We start from the raw sequence: 16,087 nt of genomic DNA, 5'->3' as shown, positions 1-16,087 counted from the left end.
TTTCGCCCGCCGCTACAGTCGTTGGCACACCACGGACACACGCTGACCGTCAAAGCCAAAACCCCAACGCATGCGCCCGACGGCGGGGCGCGGCACGCGGATATCATCGATGCCGTCGCGCTCTATGTCGAGCAGCGCCTGAACCGCCAACAGTTCCAGGCCCAGGGCATCGACGCCAGGGTCGTACAACATGTTGACCGTAATGAGCGGTCGCTCATCGAGCATGCCGAGCGTGTCGGCCACGTCAAACACCCGACCGGTGGGAATCACCTGGATATCCCAGCGATCCGAGACGCCACTTCGCTTGGAGCTGGGATTGCAATAGCCGGGCAGTCCAAAGCAGAGCCCCTGAAGCGCCAGATGATAGGCTGTCCGCATATCTGATTGGCCCACATCGATGCCCAGATCGCCGATAGCACAGCTCAAAGCTTGCTTTACAGTGTCCTCGTCTCCTCGACACAGCCCGTCATGGAACGAGTCGATAACTCCAACGTCCTCAACGGCGCACTCAAACCATTCCAGAATTACAAGACGGAGCGCCTGACGCACTTCGTTATTAGGCAGACGCAGGGAACGAAGGCACGCGCCGTCCTCCGAATGCCCCGTCATATCCGTCGTAAGGAATCCAGACAGATACAGCGCAGTCCAGATATCTTCGGGCTTGGCGGCATCGACCTCCTCGGCATGCATATGCACTGGCGCCTCAATAAACCCATGCGGCTCAACCAAATCGAACAATGTGGACAGGCGAATGAGATTCCAGTCGCCGACGCATGCGCCCAGACGGTCGGCGTAACAATACAGATCCGCCCGAACGGGCGCGACGCAATCGCGATGTGCGTAGTCCACCACGCGCTCCGGGCTCGAGCAATAAAAACCACCAAACAGATAGCCCTCGAGCCACTCACGCGCGTCATCCAGACAGCCGTTGCGACCGATGCAATCCAACAGCACTTGGACTTCGTCGTCCGAAAAACCGAACCATCGATCACACCAACTCGACAACGCTGTCGCCGACCGATAGGAAACCCCACGTTGGGACAACGCAAGCTCGGCAGGACCGGGGCGCTCGCCCATAAGACACGTCAATCGCAACGAGTCGCCGGCGTCGGCAATGGTGTCGAACAGCATTCGGCTGAGCGACTCTAGGGAATCCACGCTACCGTCGTCCTTAGCGTCCAAACGCTTTGGACATACCGCGTCGTAGTCGTCTATCAGAAGAACAACCTGCTCATCGAAAGCTGCCTGGAGCAGCTTGATAAGCACGCCAAGCGCCGCATCGATCTCCTTATCGCTGGCCACCCCACGCGCCGCCCTCTCGATAAGACGAACCTCACGTCTTGACAGATCAGGCGCGGCAAGCAGCGGCAGTAATCGGGCGCACTCGCGCACGACAGCCCCGCGAATTGCTGCCGCAGCACCAGCACCATGCCTCGAAGCGGCAGCTGTAAAGTCGAGCATGATGACCGGATAACTCGCGTACTCATCACGATAGCGACCGCCGCCCGCCTGCCAAATCTGGGTACCAGCGAACAGGCTTCGATCCGGCAGCCGGCGATCAGGTCGTTCCAAATAGCACTTGAGCATCGATAAATTCATGCTCTTGCCAAAACCCTTGGGCCGACAGCAAAGCGCAACAGGTGCTTCACTGTCCAATATATCGGCAATAAACATAGTCTTATCGACGAGTAAACACCGATTGATTGCATCGGAAAAGTCGCGTGCATCAACCGGTAGAGCTGCGCTATCCGCATGATTGAGCAACCGTGCACCAAACGCATGAGTAAAACCACAATTCACCTGTTCAGACACCGTAAACTCTCCTTCTAACGCAGCACGATGCCCATTGTAGCGAGCGGGTAGAGCGCAACAATATCGACATGCAAACGTTTCGGGCAGCGGTAGCAACAGACCCCCGAGGGGGCATAACAAATCGTTGCACAACAAAAAAAGGGGGGCCGATGCCGCCGCACCGGACCCCGTCCCAAACTCTTATAGAAAACGATCTGGAAGATTACTCCTCCAAGCCGTCCTCCCCAGAAGCCTTCTTCTGCTGATCGAGCTTATGCTTACCACTTACGATAGACGTAGCGCCCAGTGTGGCCAAGCTTGCACTGGCAAGGCTCGCCATCACAATCAGATCGCCCGTCTTGGGCATGTTGCCGCCCGAGGACTTGGTAGTTGTAGTCGTCGTGGTCGTGGTGGTCACCGTTTTGGAGTCATTTTGCTCTTGGACCTGGTTGTCAGCACCGCTCTTGTCGTCGTCTTCGGACTGTTTCTTTTCGCCCTCGGCCTTGCTCTTGTCCTTCTCCTCAGATTCAGACTTCTTATCCTCGTCCTTCTTCTGTTCGGACTTGTCGCTCTTCTCCTCAGAGCTAGAACCCTTATCGGATTCGGTCTTCTCGGAAGCCTTGTCCTTGGAGTCGCCCTTTGCGGCTTCGATCTTTTCCGTGGAAACCTGATCAGAGTTGCCCTTGTTCTGGGTCGAGCCGTTATTGACGCCAGCCATCAGCGAAGAGCCCAGCGTAGAACCAAGCTGCTCGGAGAAAGAAGGCTTCTTGTCCGGCGAAGCAACGGGAACGTCCGGCGCCTTATTCGAGTCATCCTTGGAAGCATCGGAACCAGGGGTTGCGTCAGAGCCGGAGCCGTTGTTAGAGCCGGTGCCAACGGACGAATCGCTCGAGCCGGTGGATGAGTTAGAGGTGCCAGCGCCGGTCGAACCAGAAGCGTCGCTGTCCGTATTGCCTGCAGAGCTTGAAGACGAATCGCCCGCAGCAGAGCCGTTCGAAACGGAGCCGTTCGAGGTAGAGCCGTTGTTGGTAGTGCCACCAGCAGAGCCATCACCGTCAGCATCGGTCGAGGGCGAATCCATCCTGTCATCGTTGGCATCGTCGCTCGAGTCGTCATTCGAATCAGGCGTCGGCGAGGGCGCCGGCGAGGGCTCGGGCTGCACGGGCGTCGCAGCGGCAGCGGCCTCGTCCTCGGCGATATAAACCAAGCAGTCCTTCAGCTCGTTGCGGTAGCGGTTCTTCCAGCCCTCATGATACTGGGGCTGGCTCGAATACTTGGTCGCCACGTTATTGACCACACTGTTGGAAAGCGCCGTCACAAACTCGCGATCAGTCATACTGTTAGAAAGGTTTGCCCAACGGAAGAAGTCCCTGCAGCCACCGGTGCCGCACATGTTGGTGATGCTCCACACCATGCCCTTAACGCAATCGGCACGGCCCGAAATATCAATGCCCAGGCCGCTCTTGAGCCACGCCTCGGTCACCGCATAGTACGAGTTGTACGCATACGCATCCTGCAGAGCCGAGAACTCAACAGGGTCGGTGTTATAAGCACCTTGGAAAGCCTCCTGCGCAATACGGCCCAACTCGGTGAGCTGGCCGTTCTCGTACATGGCATTGCTCGTGTTGGAAATCTCGCTGCCGCGATCAATCGCATCCTTGAGCATGCTGTATTTTTCGGGGTTGTAGTTGTAGGCCTGCTTCATAAACGGAATGAGCGACCATCGACGGTCGAACTGGTAATAACCCAGCGCGTTATAGCCGTCGCCATACGAAAAGCCCTGGTTATAGTTGCCATGGCTCTCGTACTTGGTAAAGTACTTCATCTCGGGGGTAACGTTAACAAACGAAACGCCCTGGACCGACCTCAGCACGCCCGAGAAGGACTGCTGGGTATAGAGACCCTTATCGATATCGGTGGCACCCGAGGCAACGCCCGGCGTGGGCTCCTCGGCAGCGGCGGGTGCCGGCGCGGAAACGGCGCCAAACGAAAGCGCCAGCGTCAGGCCCGCGACAATAGCAGAATGCTTGCGCTGCATAAGATCCTCCCTGCATTGGTGTAGTTAAAGTGCAGTTTGCAAAGATAAGAGTAAGTATTGCAGCTCGCCCGTTGTTGCACAACAACCCCTCGGTAAACGGCAACAACCCTCCGCGAAATCTTAAGGAATTGCGCTCAACCTACAGCTTAATGTCAAAGTTAATCTCGGGGACGGCGGCCAGGTCGGCCAACGTCACGCCGTCAACATAGTTCTCGATGACCTCGTCCAGGCCGCGCCAGAACTTGACGGTGGAACACAGGTCGCTGCGGGCGCAGCTGTTGTCGATGCCATCGCACGCCACCGGAGCCGTGCTGCCTTCGACGGCACGCAGGATGTCGCCGGCACGCACCTCGGCGGGGTCCTTGGCCATCATGTAGCCACCGCCCTTGCCGCGCACGCTCTTAAGCAGACCCGCCTTCATAAGCGGACGAACCAGCTGCTCCAAATACTTTTGTGAGATATGCTCGCGGTCGGCAACCTCGCGCAGGGCAATCTTGCCCTCGGCGTCACCGAGCGCCGCGATATAGATCATTAACCGGAGGGCATAGCGGCCCTTGGAAGAAATGAGCATATCTACCCTCCCGTTGTTCCTGGGACAAAATACCAGGCTTGTTTGTCCCAAATCTTATGCGCGCGGGGCAAACAATCCTGATTAATTATGTCACGCATCTAAAAAGTCGAGTGGATTAGTCGGGTTTTCCCTTGACTAACGCCGAACCCATAGTAACTTTATTCCGAGAAGATTCCTAGGGTTTAGTACACCTATGAGTACACCATATACAGAGAGGGACAGCATGAGCGCAAATCCGCTGCTTTCCATCGAAGGTCTGACCGCCTCCGTGGACGAGAAGACCATCCTCCACAACGTCAACCTCAACGTCGCCGCCGGCGAGACCCATGTGCTGATGGGACCCAACGGCGCCGGCAAATCCACCCTGGGCCACCTGGTCATGGGCGACCCCGTCTACACGGTCAACGACGGCCGTATCGTCTTTGACCGCCAGGACATCACCGAGCTCACCACCGACAAGCGTTCGCGCGCCGGCCTGTTCCTGAGCTTCCAGGCCCCGGTCGAGATTCCGGGCGTGCCGCTGTCGAGCTTTTTGCGTGCCAGCATCGCCGGCCGTCCCGGCCTGGAGATGAAGGGCAAGGAATTCCGCCGTCGCGTCAAGGAGCTCGCGGCCGAGCTCAACATGGATACCGCCTACCTCAACCGCGAGTTGGGCGTAGGCTTCTCGGGCGGCGAGAAGAAGAAGGTCGAGATGCTCCAGCTTCTGCTGCTGCAGCCCAAACTCGCCATCCTGGACGAAACCGACTCCGGCCTGGACGTCGACGCCCTGTCCACCGTCAGCCACGGCATGGACGCGTACCGCAAGAGCTGCGACGGCTCCATGCTCATCATCACGCACAACACGCGCATCCTGGAACACCTGGATGTCGACCGCGTCCACGTTATGGTCAAGGGCCACATCGTACGCGAGGACGACGCCTCGCTCATTCCCTGGATCGACAAGAACGGTTTTGAGACCTTCGAGCGCGAGGCCGCCGAGCAGCGCGCCCAGGCCGAAGCCGCCGCTGCCGAGCAGCAGGCGTAAAGGGGCGACGCAATGACCAAGAACCGCACCGAGGTCGCGGACATCGACCGCAGCCTCTACGACTTCACCTATGGCGAGAAGGGATTCGAGCGCCTCGACGCCGGCATCACGCCCGACATCGTGCGCGAGATCAGCGCCAAGAAGGACGAGCCACAGTGGATGCTCGACCTGCGCCTCAAGTCCCTCGAGATTTTCAACCGCTTCCCGGATCCGACGTGGGGCCCCTCCATCGAGGGCTTGGACATGGACAACATCGTCACCTACGTCAAGCCCAACACCGACCAAAAACACGACTGGGAGTCGGTGCCCGACGACATCAAGAACACCTTTGAGCGCCTGGGCATCCCCGAGGCCGAGCGCAGCTACCTGGCAGGCGTCGGCGCGCAGTACGACTCCGAGCTGGTCTACCACAACATGCAGGACACCGCGTCCAAGATGGGCATCGTCTACTCCGGCATCGAGGAGGCCCTGCACGACCCGCAGTGGGAACCGCTCATCCACGAGAAGTTTATGACGCTCATCCCGCCCACCGACCACAAGTTTGCGGCCCTGCACGGCGCCGTATGGTCGGGCGGCTCGTTTGTCTACGTGCCCAAGGGCACCAAGCTCGACTTCCCGCTGCAGAGCTACTTCCGTCTTAACGCCAAGGGCGCCGGCCAGTTTGAGCACACGCTCATCATCGTCGAGGACGACGCCGACCTGCACTTTATCGAGGGTTGCTCCGCGCCCAAGTACAACGTAGCCAACCTCCACGCCGGCGCCGTCGAGCTCTTTGTGGGCAAACGCGCACACCTGCGCTACTCGACCATCGAGAACTGGTCCAAGAACATGTACAACCTCAACACCAAGCGTGCGCGCGTGGACGAGGACGGCGACATCGAGTGGATCAGTGGCTCCTTCGGCAGCCACGTGGGCTACCTCTATCCCATGAGCGTGCTCAACGGCCGCCGCGCCCGTTCGAGCTTTACCGGCATCACCTTTGCCGGCGCCGGCCAGAACCTCGATACCGGCTGCAAGGTCGTACTCAACGCGCCCGAGACCTCGGCGACCGTCGAGACCAAGGGCATCTCCAAGAGCGGCGGCATCCAGACCTTCCGCAGCTCTATCGTGGCCACGCCCAAGGCCGAGGGCTCCAAGGCAACCGTGAGCTGCCAGTCGCTGATGCTCGACGACCAGAGCCGCTCCGACACTATTCCGGCCATGGACATCCGCGCCAAGAACGTCGACATCGGCCACGAGGCCACCATCGGTCGTATCGGCGACGACAAGGTGTTCTACCTGATGAGCCGCGGCATCTCGGAGGAAGAGGCCCGCACCATGATCGTCAACGGCTTTGCCAACCCGGTCTCCAAGGAGTTGCCGCTGGAGTACGCCGTCGAGATGAACAACCTGATCAAGCTCGAGATGGAAGGAGCGATCGGATAATGAAACAGGAAACCAACACCGCTGCTACCACGCTCGAGCAGGTCAACGCGATGCCCGCAGCAACCTGGGGCTGGTTGAAAATGAATCAGACCAAGCTCGAGCTCTCTGACGAGCTTGCCGCCGCTCCCGCGGAGGCCGTTGAGGTCGAAGGCTTGGGCGAGCAGTTTTCCGGCGCTGCCGACGCGTTTGGCACCGCCATGAACGCCATGGCCGAGCGCTTCCCCGAGCGCCGCGCCTCCGCCCCCGGTGATGCCGCCGACCGCGCCCGCATCACGCCCGAGACCGAGCTCGACGTGCCCGCCACCTCCGTCTACCAGGCCGGCGCCATCAAGCTCGAGGAGGAGCTCTCCCCTGCTGAAGCCTTCGAAACCGGCATGGGCGAGGCTGCCTACGCCTACTTGGCCGAGCACGCTACCAAGCGCATCGTCATCGATGTGCCCGCATACCAGCACGCCACGGTTACCGTGCGTGTGAGCGGTGTCGATGCCGCCGCGGCCATCGCCGCCATCGACATCGTCGCTCGCCCGCAGGCAACGCTCGACCTGCATATTGCCCTAGACTCTCCTGTTACCGGCGAGGGTGTCGTGGGCTCCGTGCTACGCGTGTGCGCCCACGAGTACGCCACCGTCAACGTGACCTGCACGCAGACACTCGACGACAGCTGGATCGCACTCGACGACACCGGCCTGTTCCTGGACGAGGGCGCGCGCGTCAACGTGCAGCACACCGTCCTGGGCGCCGGCGCCAGCGCCACCGGCCTTGCCGGCGACCTGCTGGGCGACACCGCCAAGGTGACCATCGATACCGATTACCTGGGCGCCCGCGAGCAGGTGCGCGACTTTAACTACGAGCTGCGCCACCGCGGTCGCAAGACCGAGTGCGAGATCGACGCCAACGGCGTGCTGACCGGCACGTCCAAGAAGGTCTACCGTGGCACCATCGACCTCGTGCACGGCTGCAAGGGTGCAACCGGCACCGAACGCGAGACGGTGCTTTTGGCCAACAAGGGCGTCGACAACAAGACCGTTCCCGTCATTCTCTGTGACGAGGACGACGTCGCCGGCAACCACGGCGCCACCATCGGTCACGTCCGCGACGAGCAGCTGTTCTACCTCGCCTGCCGTGGCCTTGACCAAAACGCCGCCGAGGACCTGTTCATCCGCGCCAAGCTGGAGGACGCCGCGCTTTCCGCCACCGACGAGCGCACCCGCGCCGCCGTCGTCCGCCTAGGCAACAACCTGATCGACAACTTTGAAGAGGAGCTCGCATGATCGACACCGAGCACGTTAAATGCGACACCTGTACTGCCCCCGAGCCCATGGAGCTCGACGCCAGCGACGAGGCTTCGCGCGGCTGGCCCACCGTGGACATCGAGACCAACCCCTACAAGGGCCAGTTCCCGCTGTTCCAGCAGCACCCCGAGATCGCTTTCCTCGATAGCGCCGCCACCGCGCAGCGCCCTGCCCGTGTGCTCGACGCCGAACGCGACTTCTACCAGCGCATGAACGCCAACCCCCTGCGCGGCCTGTACTCGCTGTCCGTCGAGGCCACCGACGCCATCGCGAAGGTCCGCCAGCAGATCGCTGACCTCATCGGCGCCTCACAGGCCAACGAGGTCGTCTTCACCCGCAACACGAGCGAGTCGCTCAACCTGGTCGCTAAGAGCTTTGCGCCCACAGTGCTCGAACCGGGCGACGAGGTCGTCATCACCATCATGGAGCACCACTCCAACCTGATTCCGTGGCAGCAGGTCTGCCGCGAGACCGGCGCCAAGCTCGTCTACCTCTACCCCACCAAGACCGGCCAGCTCACCACCGAGGAGGTTCTTGCCAAGGTGGGTCCCAAGACCAAGATCCTAGCCGTGGGACAGGTCTCCAACGTGCTGGGCGTCGAGAACCCGGTCAAGAACCTCGGCAAACTCGTGCACAAGTACGGCGGCTACCTGGTCGTCGACGGCGCGCAGTCGCTGCCGCACATGCCGGTCGATGTGGCCGACCTGGGCGCCGACTTCTTTGCCTTTAGTGCGCACAAGGCCATGGGCCCCATGGGCATCGGCGTGCTGTGGGGCAAGATGGACCTGCTCAACGCCATGCCGCCCATGCTTACCGGCGGCGAGATGATCGATTCGGTCACCGAGCAGAACGCTGTCTGGGCTCCCGTCCCCGAGAAGTTCGAGGCCGGCACGCAGGACGCCGCCGGCATCTTCGCCACGGGCGCCGCACTCGATTACCTGGTCAACACGGTGGGTTACGAGAACATCCAGGCCCGCGAGCAGGCACTCGTCCACTATCTGATGGGCGAACTCATGCAGCTCGACTTTGTCCAGATCATCGGCTCCATCTATTGGGACAACCACCACGGCGTCGTGAGCTTTAACGTCAAGGGCATCCACCCGCACGACGTAGCGAGCATCATGGACATGGACGGCGTCTGCATTCGCGCCGGCCACCACTGTGCGCAGCCGCTGCTCACCTGGCTGGGCGTCGAGAACCTTGCCTGCTGCCGCGCCAGCGTGGCCTTCTACAACGACAAGGCCGATATCGACAAGTTCATCGCCGGCCTGCATCACGTTTGGAGCACGTTCAATGGGTAATCTGTACACCTCCACCACGTTTATGGAGCACAACTCGCACCCCGACTACAAGTACGAGATGGACGCCCCCACGCACGAGCACGACGGCATCAACCCCAGCTGCGGAGACGAGCTCACCTTGCAGCTACGTGTCGAGAACAACGTGATCGAGGAGGCCTCCTTTACCGGCCACGGCTGCGCCATCAGCCAGGCAAGCGCCGACATCATGGCCGACCTCATCACCGGCGAGACCGTCGAGGAAGCTCGCCGCTTGGCAGAGCTCTTCCTCGCCATGATCCGCGGCGAGCAGCTCTCCGAGGAGGACTTGGAAGACCTGGACGAGGCCGCCCAGCTCCAGGACATCTCGCACATGCCCGCCCGCGTCAAATGCGCCGAGCTCGCCTGGCGCACCCTCGACGGCATGCTCACGGGACAAAATAATCAGTAGTATTTGTCCCAAATCTTAAGAATTTTGTTGGCCGAATCGCTTGACAAGAGTGGTTCGGCCATTTTCTATTCCGAGCCCTCAGCCTGAGCATTCACCCGAACATAAGCGCGCACGATACGAGAGACGGTACTCTTGCTGATTCCCGTATATCGTTCGATCTCGCGCACCGTGTAGCCGACATCGTGCAGGGCGAAAATGATTCCATCTCGCCGCGAGGGCGCTACGGTCTTGAGTTCGTTGAGCGGCACGCCCAGGCGCTTCGCCATCTTGTCGGCAAACGCACGCCGCTCCCACTCTGTCTCATCCATATCGTGAATCACCGGATCGGAACCATCGGGCATCGACAGAGAATAATCCAGAAACCCCTTGGCAGACTCAAAGAGCTCAAGCACACAAGAAGGGTCCGAAAATCCCCTCGTCGTATCGTTGTCATACGCTCTCAGATACTCGGCAAAGCTGCTCCAGGGATAACGCTCGATCAGGGCGATACCCGCCTCCTGCGGATTAGCGTGAACATAGCGAATGGCAGCCATTAGATAACGGTCGGTATCGAGCGAGCGCCGGTCAAAACGGTTCTGGAACAGATGACCCGTGCGCCCCGTGCGCTTATTGAACCGCCGCGCGTACGTCAAAAGCAGCCGGTGCATCGCCGCGCTCATCGCGTCCTCGTAATCTGCAAGCACCAGATGCACGTGATTGCCCATAAGGCACCAGGCGATAACCGTCACGCCCGCCTCGCGGCAGCACTCGCGCATCAGCTCCAAAAACTCCCACCGGTCTTCATCGCCCTCAAAGATGAGCTGCTTGCCCACACCGCGGGCACAGACATGGTAAAAGCCGGTAACCGTTCTCCAAACGCGCTGCATGGCGCTCCCTTCGCCGGGATCTGATTGCCATCCAATACAGCACGATTGAAGCGTGCCATCAAAACATTCACGCAAAACAATACACTCGCGCGGCCAAAGGCAGTAAACGGGCGGCGAACGGCACCGTTGCAACAGGTCAACCCCTGCAACGCTTACAAGAGCTGACCAAAAGCTTGCCCAAGACGAACCCCCTCTACGGAAGTTCGCGACCACAGAACATATAGTTAAACCGTTTCAATTAAAACTTCCGGACTTCTCGCTACGAAAACTGAGCCGTTCGCCGAATATTCCGTGCATTTCGCGGTATTATAGGGGCTGCATGTCATGTCCCTTTCGAAGGGTCGCCCGGCAATCGCCAGCCACGACCCCCAGACGGGACGCCAACACGATAGAGAGGAGAGGCATGCAGTACTCACAGGAAGTGGAGAACATGTGCCCCGTTGCCAAGGGTGCATACCACGGCCCCGCACCCATCCCCGAGGAGGGCAAGTGGGTCCAGGCTAAGGAGATTTCCGACATCTCCGGTCTTACGCACGGTGTGGGTTGGTGCGCACCTCAGCAGGGCGCCTGCAAGCTCACGCTGAACGTCAAGGACGGCATCATCGAGGAGGCCCTCGTTGAGACCATCGGCTGCTCGGGCATGACCCACTCTGCTGCCATGGCTTCCGAGATCCTTCCCGGTAAGACCATCCTCGAGGCCCTCAACACCGACCTCGTCTGCGACGCCATCAACGTTGCTATGCGCGAGATCTTCCTGCAGATCGTTTACGGCCGCAGCCAGACCGCGTTCTCCGAGGGCGGCCTGCCCGTGGGCGCCTCCCTCGACGACCTCGGCAAGGGCCTTCGCTCTCAGGTCGGCACCATGTTCGGCACCAAGGCCAAGGGCGCTCGTTACCTTGAGCTCGCTCAGGGCTACGTCACCCGCATGGCTCTCAACGACAAGAACGAGATCATCGCATTCGAGTTCCTGAACCTCGGCAAGTTCACCGACGCCGTCAAGGCCGGCAAGACCCCCGAGGAGGCCATCGCTGGCGCTATGGGCCACTATGGTCAGTGGGAGAACGCTGCCAAGTACATCGACCCGCGCACCGACGAGGAGACTCACTCCGTCGCCAGCGTGTTCCCGGTTCACGAGTAGAAAGGGAGGGAAATAACTATGACTGTTACGTTCGAAGGTTACGAGCGCCGCGCTGACAAGATCAACAAGTGCCTCGCCGACAACGGCATCGCCTCCCTCGAGGAAGCTCTGCAGATCTGCACCGACAAGGGCTTCAACCCGCGTGAGATCGTCAACAACACCCAGTCCATCGCCTTCCAGAACGCCGAGTGGGCCTACACCCTCGGTTGCGCTCTCGCTGTCAAGCGTGGCGCCAAGACCGCTTCTGAGGCTGCCGCCATCATCGGCGAGGGCATCCAGGCCTTCACCGTTCCCGGCTCCGTCGCCGAGGACCGCAAGGTCGGTCTGGGCCACGGCAACCTGGGCGCTATGCTGCTCTCCGACGACACCGAGTGCTTCGCCTTCCTGGCTGGCCACGAGTCCTTCGCTGCCGCTGAGGGTGCTATCGGCCTGGCTCTGAACGCCAACAAGGCTCGCAAGAAGCCGCTGCGCGTCATCCTCAACGGTCTGGGCAAGGACGCTGCTCAGATCATCGCCCGCATCAACGGCTTCACCTACGTGAAGACCCAGTTCGACTACTACACGGGCGAGCTCAAGGTCGTCGAGACCATCCCCTACTCCGATGGTCCCCGCGCTGCCGTTAACTGCTACGGCTCCGACGACGTCCGCGAGGGCGTTGCCATCATGTGGCACGAGAACGTCGACATCTCGATCACCGGTAACTCCACCAACCCCACGCGCTTCCAGCACCCCGTCGCTGGCACCTACAAGAAGGAGCGCCTCGAGGCTGGCAAGAAGTACTTCTCCGTCGCTTCTGGTGGCGGCACTGGCCGTACCCTGCACCCGGACAACATGGGCGCCGGCCCCGCCTCTTACGGCATGACCGACACCATGGGCCGTATGCACTCCGACGCCCAGTTCGCTGGTTCTTCCTCCGTGCCTGCGCACGTCGACATGATGGGTCTCATCGGCATGGGCAACAACCCCATGGTCGGTGCCACCGTCGCTTGCGCTGTCGCCGTCGAGGAGGCCCTCAAGGCCTAATCGCGCCCGCGCGATGCTCATATAGTTGAGCTTTAGAGCCGCTACCTTTTAAGGTGGCGGCTCTTTTTGTTTGCACTGTCGCAGGGTAGCTAATGCCGATATATCAGTTGGGGCGATATACGAGATGTGATGAGATGGAGCATCAGAACGCCCATGACGCCCACCTGCCATATGTGCCCTTTACCGATTTGCCGAGTCTTTGCGGCCCCATTGCCGATCACCCGTGCGACAATGCGCCGGACGAGAAAGGAATCCGATGGAATCGACTGATGTACTGGTAATTGGATCTGGCATTGCGGGCCTTTGCGCCGCCATCGAAGCGGCGCGCGCGGGCGTGACCGTCACTGTGGCAAGCGCCGGCAAGACTATGAGTGGATCAAGCTTCTTCCCCGGAACCTGGGGCTTGGGGCTTATCGGACCCGTTAACGAAGACGACGAACAAGACCTTATCGATACCATCCAGACCGTTGGTGGCGGCGTCGCCGACCCCGATCTTGTCCAGACGTTTGTCCACAGCATTCCCCAGGCAATTGAATGGCTCGAGCAAGACCTGGGTGTTGAGCTCCAGCGTCCGCAAAGCGCTGAAAGCGCTCAGCAAAAGCAATTTATCCCCTGCTTTGACCACAAGACGCGCATGTGGCGCGGCCTCACCCGCAAGCCCCTTGAGGACGCTCTGACGACCCGGATCGAGTCGCTCGGCATTCGCCTGCTCCCCCGCCATGAGCTTATCGACCTTGTTGAGGACACGAACGGCAGAATAACCGGAACCATGCTCTACGACCTCACCGAAAATCGAATCGTGCCCTTTGCTGCCAAGGCCACGATCATCGCAACCGGTGGCACAGGCGGCCTGTTCGAGCGCAGCCTTACGTCGGCTGATGTGCTCAGCTCCTCGCAGGCCATCGCGCTGGCGCACGGCGCAACACTTACTAATATAGAGTTCATGCAGATGATGCCCGGCTTCATCGAGCCCAAGCGCAACCTGGTCTTCAACGAGAAAACCTGGCGCTACGTACATGTAGACCAGCCGGTAGATATTGCCGACGACAAGCTGGACGACCTGCTCGAGCAGCGCTCTGGATATGGTCCCTTCACGTCACGCTTGGCCTCCCGCGCTATCGATCTCGTCATCGATCAGGCAGGTGTCGAAGGCCTGGCACTCCACTACGACTTTCCCCGCGAGGATGTCCCAGAGTTTGTGCAGACCTTTGCCACCTGGCTGCAAGACGAGCACGGCATCGCCCCGACTGACGAGATGCGCGTTGCGATGTATGCCCACGCCGCTAACGGCGGCATCAAGATCGATAAGACCGCGCAAACGGGCGTTGAGGGCCTCTACGCTTGCGGTGAGGCGACAGGCGGCATGCACGGCGCCGACCGCATTGGTGGCTTGTCAAGCGCCAACGGCATCGTGTTCGGGCGCATCGCGGGCGCATCGGCAGCCCAAGCAGCACAGAAAGAGCCCGAGACAGCCCTGAAGGCGGATATCGCCCTCCCCCAGTACGGCATAGCCGCAACAGATGCCGAACGCCTGACACACAGCCTAAGGCACACGATGAGCACCTATTGCATGATCAACAGGACCGAAACAGGCCTATCCGAGGCACTACACGAGCTTGAGGGCTTGAAGACGGAGGCAACGACCTTGAGCACACAGAAAGCCCAGGACAGCGAAGTCGCAGCCCTCGCCCGCCTGCAATCGCAGATTCAACTAGCACAGGAAATGATCAAAGCCATGCGTAAGCGAACCGAAAGTCTCGGATCGCACTATCGAGCAGACTAATTCGAACACCCATCTAAAGCAGAACACAACTAATCGATATCTATGGGCCCCGTGAGCTCGAAGTGGCACGGGGCCCATTCGTGTCCGTACGGCAGCGTATCCTTATTCTGAATACGGAGCGGGCAAAGCCCGCATAGACAATAGGCCAGCGAGGAGGAGATATGGACAGTAGAGATATCGAGAAGTGGCGTGTCGAACTTGATAGCTACGCCAATGTAGAAGACGGCGTTGAGTATTGGCTCGCACGCGATTTAATGGAACCCATGGGGTACACTCGATGGGAGAACTTTGCCGAAGTTGTTAAGAGGGCAAAAGTCTCGTGCGAAACAAACAAAACTCCAGTTGATTCCCATTTTCGTGACACCACGAAAATGGTAACTGCCGGTGTCGCCGCTCGCGCGGTTAAAGACTACAAACTTACGCGCTATGCATGCTATTTAATCGCCCAGAACGGAGATTCAAACAAGCAAGAAATCGCGCTCGCACAGGCGTACTTCGCCGTGCAGACGCGCCGCCAAGAGCTCATAGAGCAGCGCTTCGCAGAGATTCAGCGCTTGCAGGCGCGCCACTCGCTATCTGATTCAGAGAAACAGCTCTCGGGTATTGCGTTCAAACGCGGCGTGGACTCCAAAGGATTCGCGATCATCAAGTCGAAGGGCGATGAAGCGTTATTCGGCGGCAGAAGCACGGCGGAAATGAAACAACAGCTCGGCGTATCCAAGAGCTCGGCATTGGCGGACAGGCTAGCCGATGTTCTCATCAAAGCAAAGGACCTTACGAACTCGATGACGGCCTTCAACGCCGAGGAACACGACCTGTACGGTCTGGACCAGATCAAGCAAGAGCACGTCGAGAACAACACAAGCGTGCGTGGCAGCCTCATCGACCGCGGAATTGTACCTGAGAACCTACCGCCTGCCGAAGATACAAAGAAGCTCGAACGTCGCGTGAAAGCAGACGAGAAAAAGCTCAAGGAGGGTACAGACGGATTCACCGACCCCCAGGGCAGGCTCGACTTGTAAAGCGTCTGTGCCCTTACGGGTTCGGCCCCATGCGAGGTTAATAAAAAAGACGGCCAACCGAAGTTGACCGTCTTAACAATCTTTGGTGGGCCGTCAGGGGGTCGAACCCTGGACCTTGGGATTAAGAGTCCCCTGCTCTACCAACTGAGCTAACGACCCAAAGCTAAAGTCCGTTGTGGCGGACTTTAGAGGAGATATCGTGTGGTGGGCCGTCAGGGGGTCGAACCCTGGACCTTGGGATTAAGAGTCCCCTGCTCTACCAACTGAGCTAACGACCCGATATCAACACGAAGCAAGAACTGGGGTGGGTAAAGGGACTCGAACCCTCGACCTACGGGACCACAACCCGTCGCTCTAGCCAACTGAGCTACACCCACCGTGTCCTG

Annotated in this window: 13 protein-coding genes and 3 tRNA genes; 9 read left to right on the top strand and 7 right to left on the bottom strand. The window is 59.9% G+C overall.

Annotated features, from left to right (window positions below):
* Nucleotides 1-12: 12 nt before the first annotated feature.
* From DWY03_RS01495 to DWY03_RS01485, 3 genes are all read right to left on the bottom strand, one after another.
* Nucleotides 13-1,800, bottom strand: coding sequence for an AAA family ATPase (locus DWY03_RS01495; RefSeq protein WP_255413476.1), 1,788 nt, complete (start codon nt 1,798-1,800; stop codon nt 13-15).
* A gap of 214 nt (nt 1,801-2,014) precedes the next feature.
* Nucleotides 2,015-3,829 carry a hypothetical protein gene (locus tag DWY03_RS10030; RefSeq protein WP_156058412.1) on the bottom strand — a complete coding sequence of 605 codons (1,815 nt, stop codon included), beginning with the start codon at nt 3,827-3,829 and terminating at the stop codon, nt 2,015-2,017.
* A gap of 139 nt (nt 3,830-3,968) precedes the next feature.
* Entirely contained in the window at nt 3,969-4,400 is a 432-nt protein-coding gene (locus tag DWY03_RS01485) for an Rrf2 family transcriptional regulator (RefSeq protein WP_022094822.1), read from the bottom strand.
* Between the two features lie 223 nt (nt 4,401-4,623).
* Between DWY03_RS01485 and sufC the strand changes: the two genes are divergently transcribed.
* Genes sufC through sufU form a run of 5 tightly spaced genes read left to right on the top strand, consistent with a single transcriptional unit; the run spans nt 4,624 to nt 9,869 of the window.
* Complete coding sequence (gene sufC, locus DWY03_RS01480; RefSeq protein ID WP_117839753.1) at nt 4,624-5,424, top strand: Fe-S cluster assembly ATPase SufC; 801 nt, start codon at nt 4,624-4,626, stop codon at nt 5,422-5,424.
* Between the two features lie 12 nt (nt 5,425-5,436).
* Nucleotides 5,437-6,849, top strand: coding sequence for a Fe-S cluster assembly protein SufB (gene sufB / locus DWY03_RS01475; RefSeq protein WP_117839752.1), 1,413 nt, complete (start codon nt 5,437-5,439; stop codon nt 6,847-6,849).
* Nucleotides 6,849-8,120 (top strand): SufD family Fe-S cluster assembly protein, encoded by a 1,272-nt coding sequence (locus tag DWY03_RS01470; RefSeq protein ID WP_117839751.1) that lies wholly within the window; start codon nt 6,849-6,851, stop codon nt 8,118-8,120. Before sufB ends, DWY03_RS01470 begins: the two co-directional genes overlap by 1 nt.
* Nucleotides 8,117-9,442, top strand: coding sequence for an aminotransferase class V-fold PLP-dependent enzyme (locus DWY03_RS01465; protein WP_197032756.1), 1,326 nt, complete (start codon nt 8,117-8,119; stop codon nt 9,440-9,442). Before DWY03_RS01470 ends, DWY03_RS01465 begins: the two co-directional genes overlap by 4 nt.
* Nucleotides 9,435-9,869, top strand: a complete 435-nt coding sequence (gene sufU, locus DWY03_RS01460; protein WP_117583738.1) for a Fe-S cluster assembly sulfur transfer protein SufU — start codon at nt 9,435-9,437, stop codon at nt 9,867-9,869. Before DWY03_RS01465 ends, sufU begins: the two co-directional genes overlap by 8 nt.
* Nucleotides 9,870-9,934: 65 nt before the next feature.
* Here sufU and DWY03_RS01455 read toward each other — a convergent pair whose 3' ends face one another.
* Nucleotides 9,935-10,735 (bottom strand): transposase, encoded by an 801-nt coding sequence (locus DWY03_RS01455; RefSeq protein WP_117583739.1) that lies wholly within the window; start codon nt 10,733-10,735, stop codon nt 9,935-9,937.
* A 403-nt stretch (nt 10,736-11,138) separates the two neighbouring features.
* Between DWY03_RS01455 and DWY03_RS01450 the strand changes: the two genes are divergently transcribed.
* The 4 genes from DWY03_RS01450 (at nt 11,139) to dinD (ending at nt 15,701) form a co-directional block, all read left to right on the top strand.
* Complete coding sequence (locus tag DWY03_RS01450) at nt 11,139-11,873, top strand: iron-sulfur cluster assembly scaffold protein (RefSeq protein WP_006235554.1); 735 nt, start codon at nt 11,139-11,141, stop codon at nt 11,871-11,873.
* 18 nt (nt 11,874-11,891) lie between these two features.
* Nucleotides 11,892-12,896 carry a GGGtGRT protein gene (locus DWY03_RS01445; protein WP_055252290.1) on the top strand — a complete coding sequence of 335 codons (1,005 nt, stop codon included), beginning with the start codon at nt 11,892-11,894 and terminating at the stop codon, nt 12,894-12,896.
* 256 nt (nt 12,897-13,152) lie between these two features.
* The gene (locus DWY03_RS01440) at nt 13,153-14,679 is read left to right on the top strand and encodes an FAD-dependent oxidoreductase (RefSeq protein WP_117583740.1); all 1,527 of its coding nucleotides are present in this window, start codon (nt 13,153-13,155) and stop codon (nt 14,677-14,679) included.
* Nucleotides 14,680-14,840: 161 nt separating this feature from the next.
* Nucleotides 14,841-15,701 carry a DNA damage-inducible protein D gene (gene dinD, locus DWY03_RS01435; RefSeq protein ID WP_117583741.1) on the top strand — a complete coding sequence of 287 codons (861 nt, stop codon included), beginning with the start codon at nt 14,841-14,843 and terminating at the stop codon, nt 15,699-15,701.
* Nucleotides 15,702-15,784: 83 nt separating this feature from the next.
* On the opposite strand, the gene DWY03_RS01430 is transcribed toward dinD, so the two are convergent.
* The 3 genes from DWY03_RS01430 to DWY03_RS01420 all read right to left on the bottom strand — a co-directional run bounded on the left by DWY03_RS01430 (nt 15,785) and on the right by DWY03_RS01420 (nt 16,078).
* Nucleotides 15,785-15,860 (bottom strand) — tRNA-Lys (locus tag DWY03_RS01430).
* Nucleotides 15,861-15,903: 43 nt separating this feature from the next.
* Nucleotides 15,904-15,979 (bottom strand) — tRNA-Lys (locus tag DWY03_RS01425).
* 22 nt (nt 15,980-16,001) lie between these two features.
* Nucleotides 16,002-16,078, bottom strand: a tRNA-His gene (locus tag DWY03_RS01420).
* Nucleotides 16,079-16,087: the final 9 nt, after the last annotated feature.

This window comes from Collinsella sp. AF23-2 (assembly GCF_003459245.1).
Taxonomy (GTDB): Bacteria; Actinomycetota; Coriobacteriia; order Coriobacteriales; family Coriobacteriaceae; genus Collinsella.
This window is presented reverse-complemented; position numbering and strand designations above follow the sequence as displayed.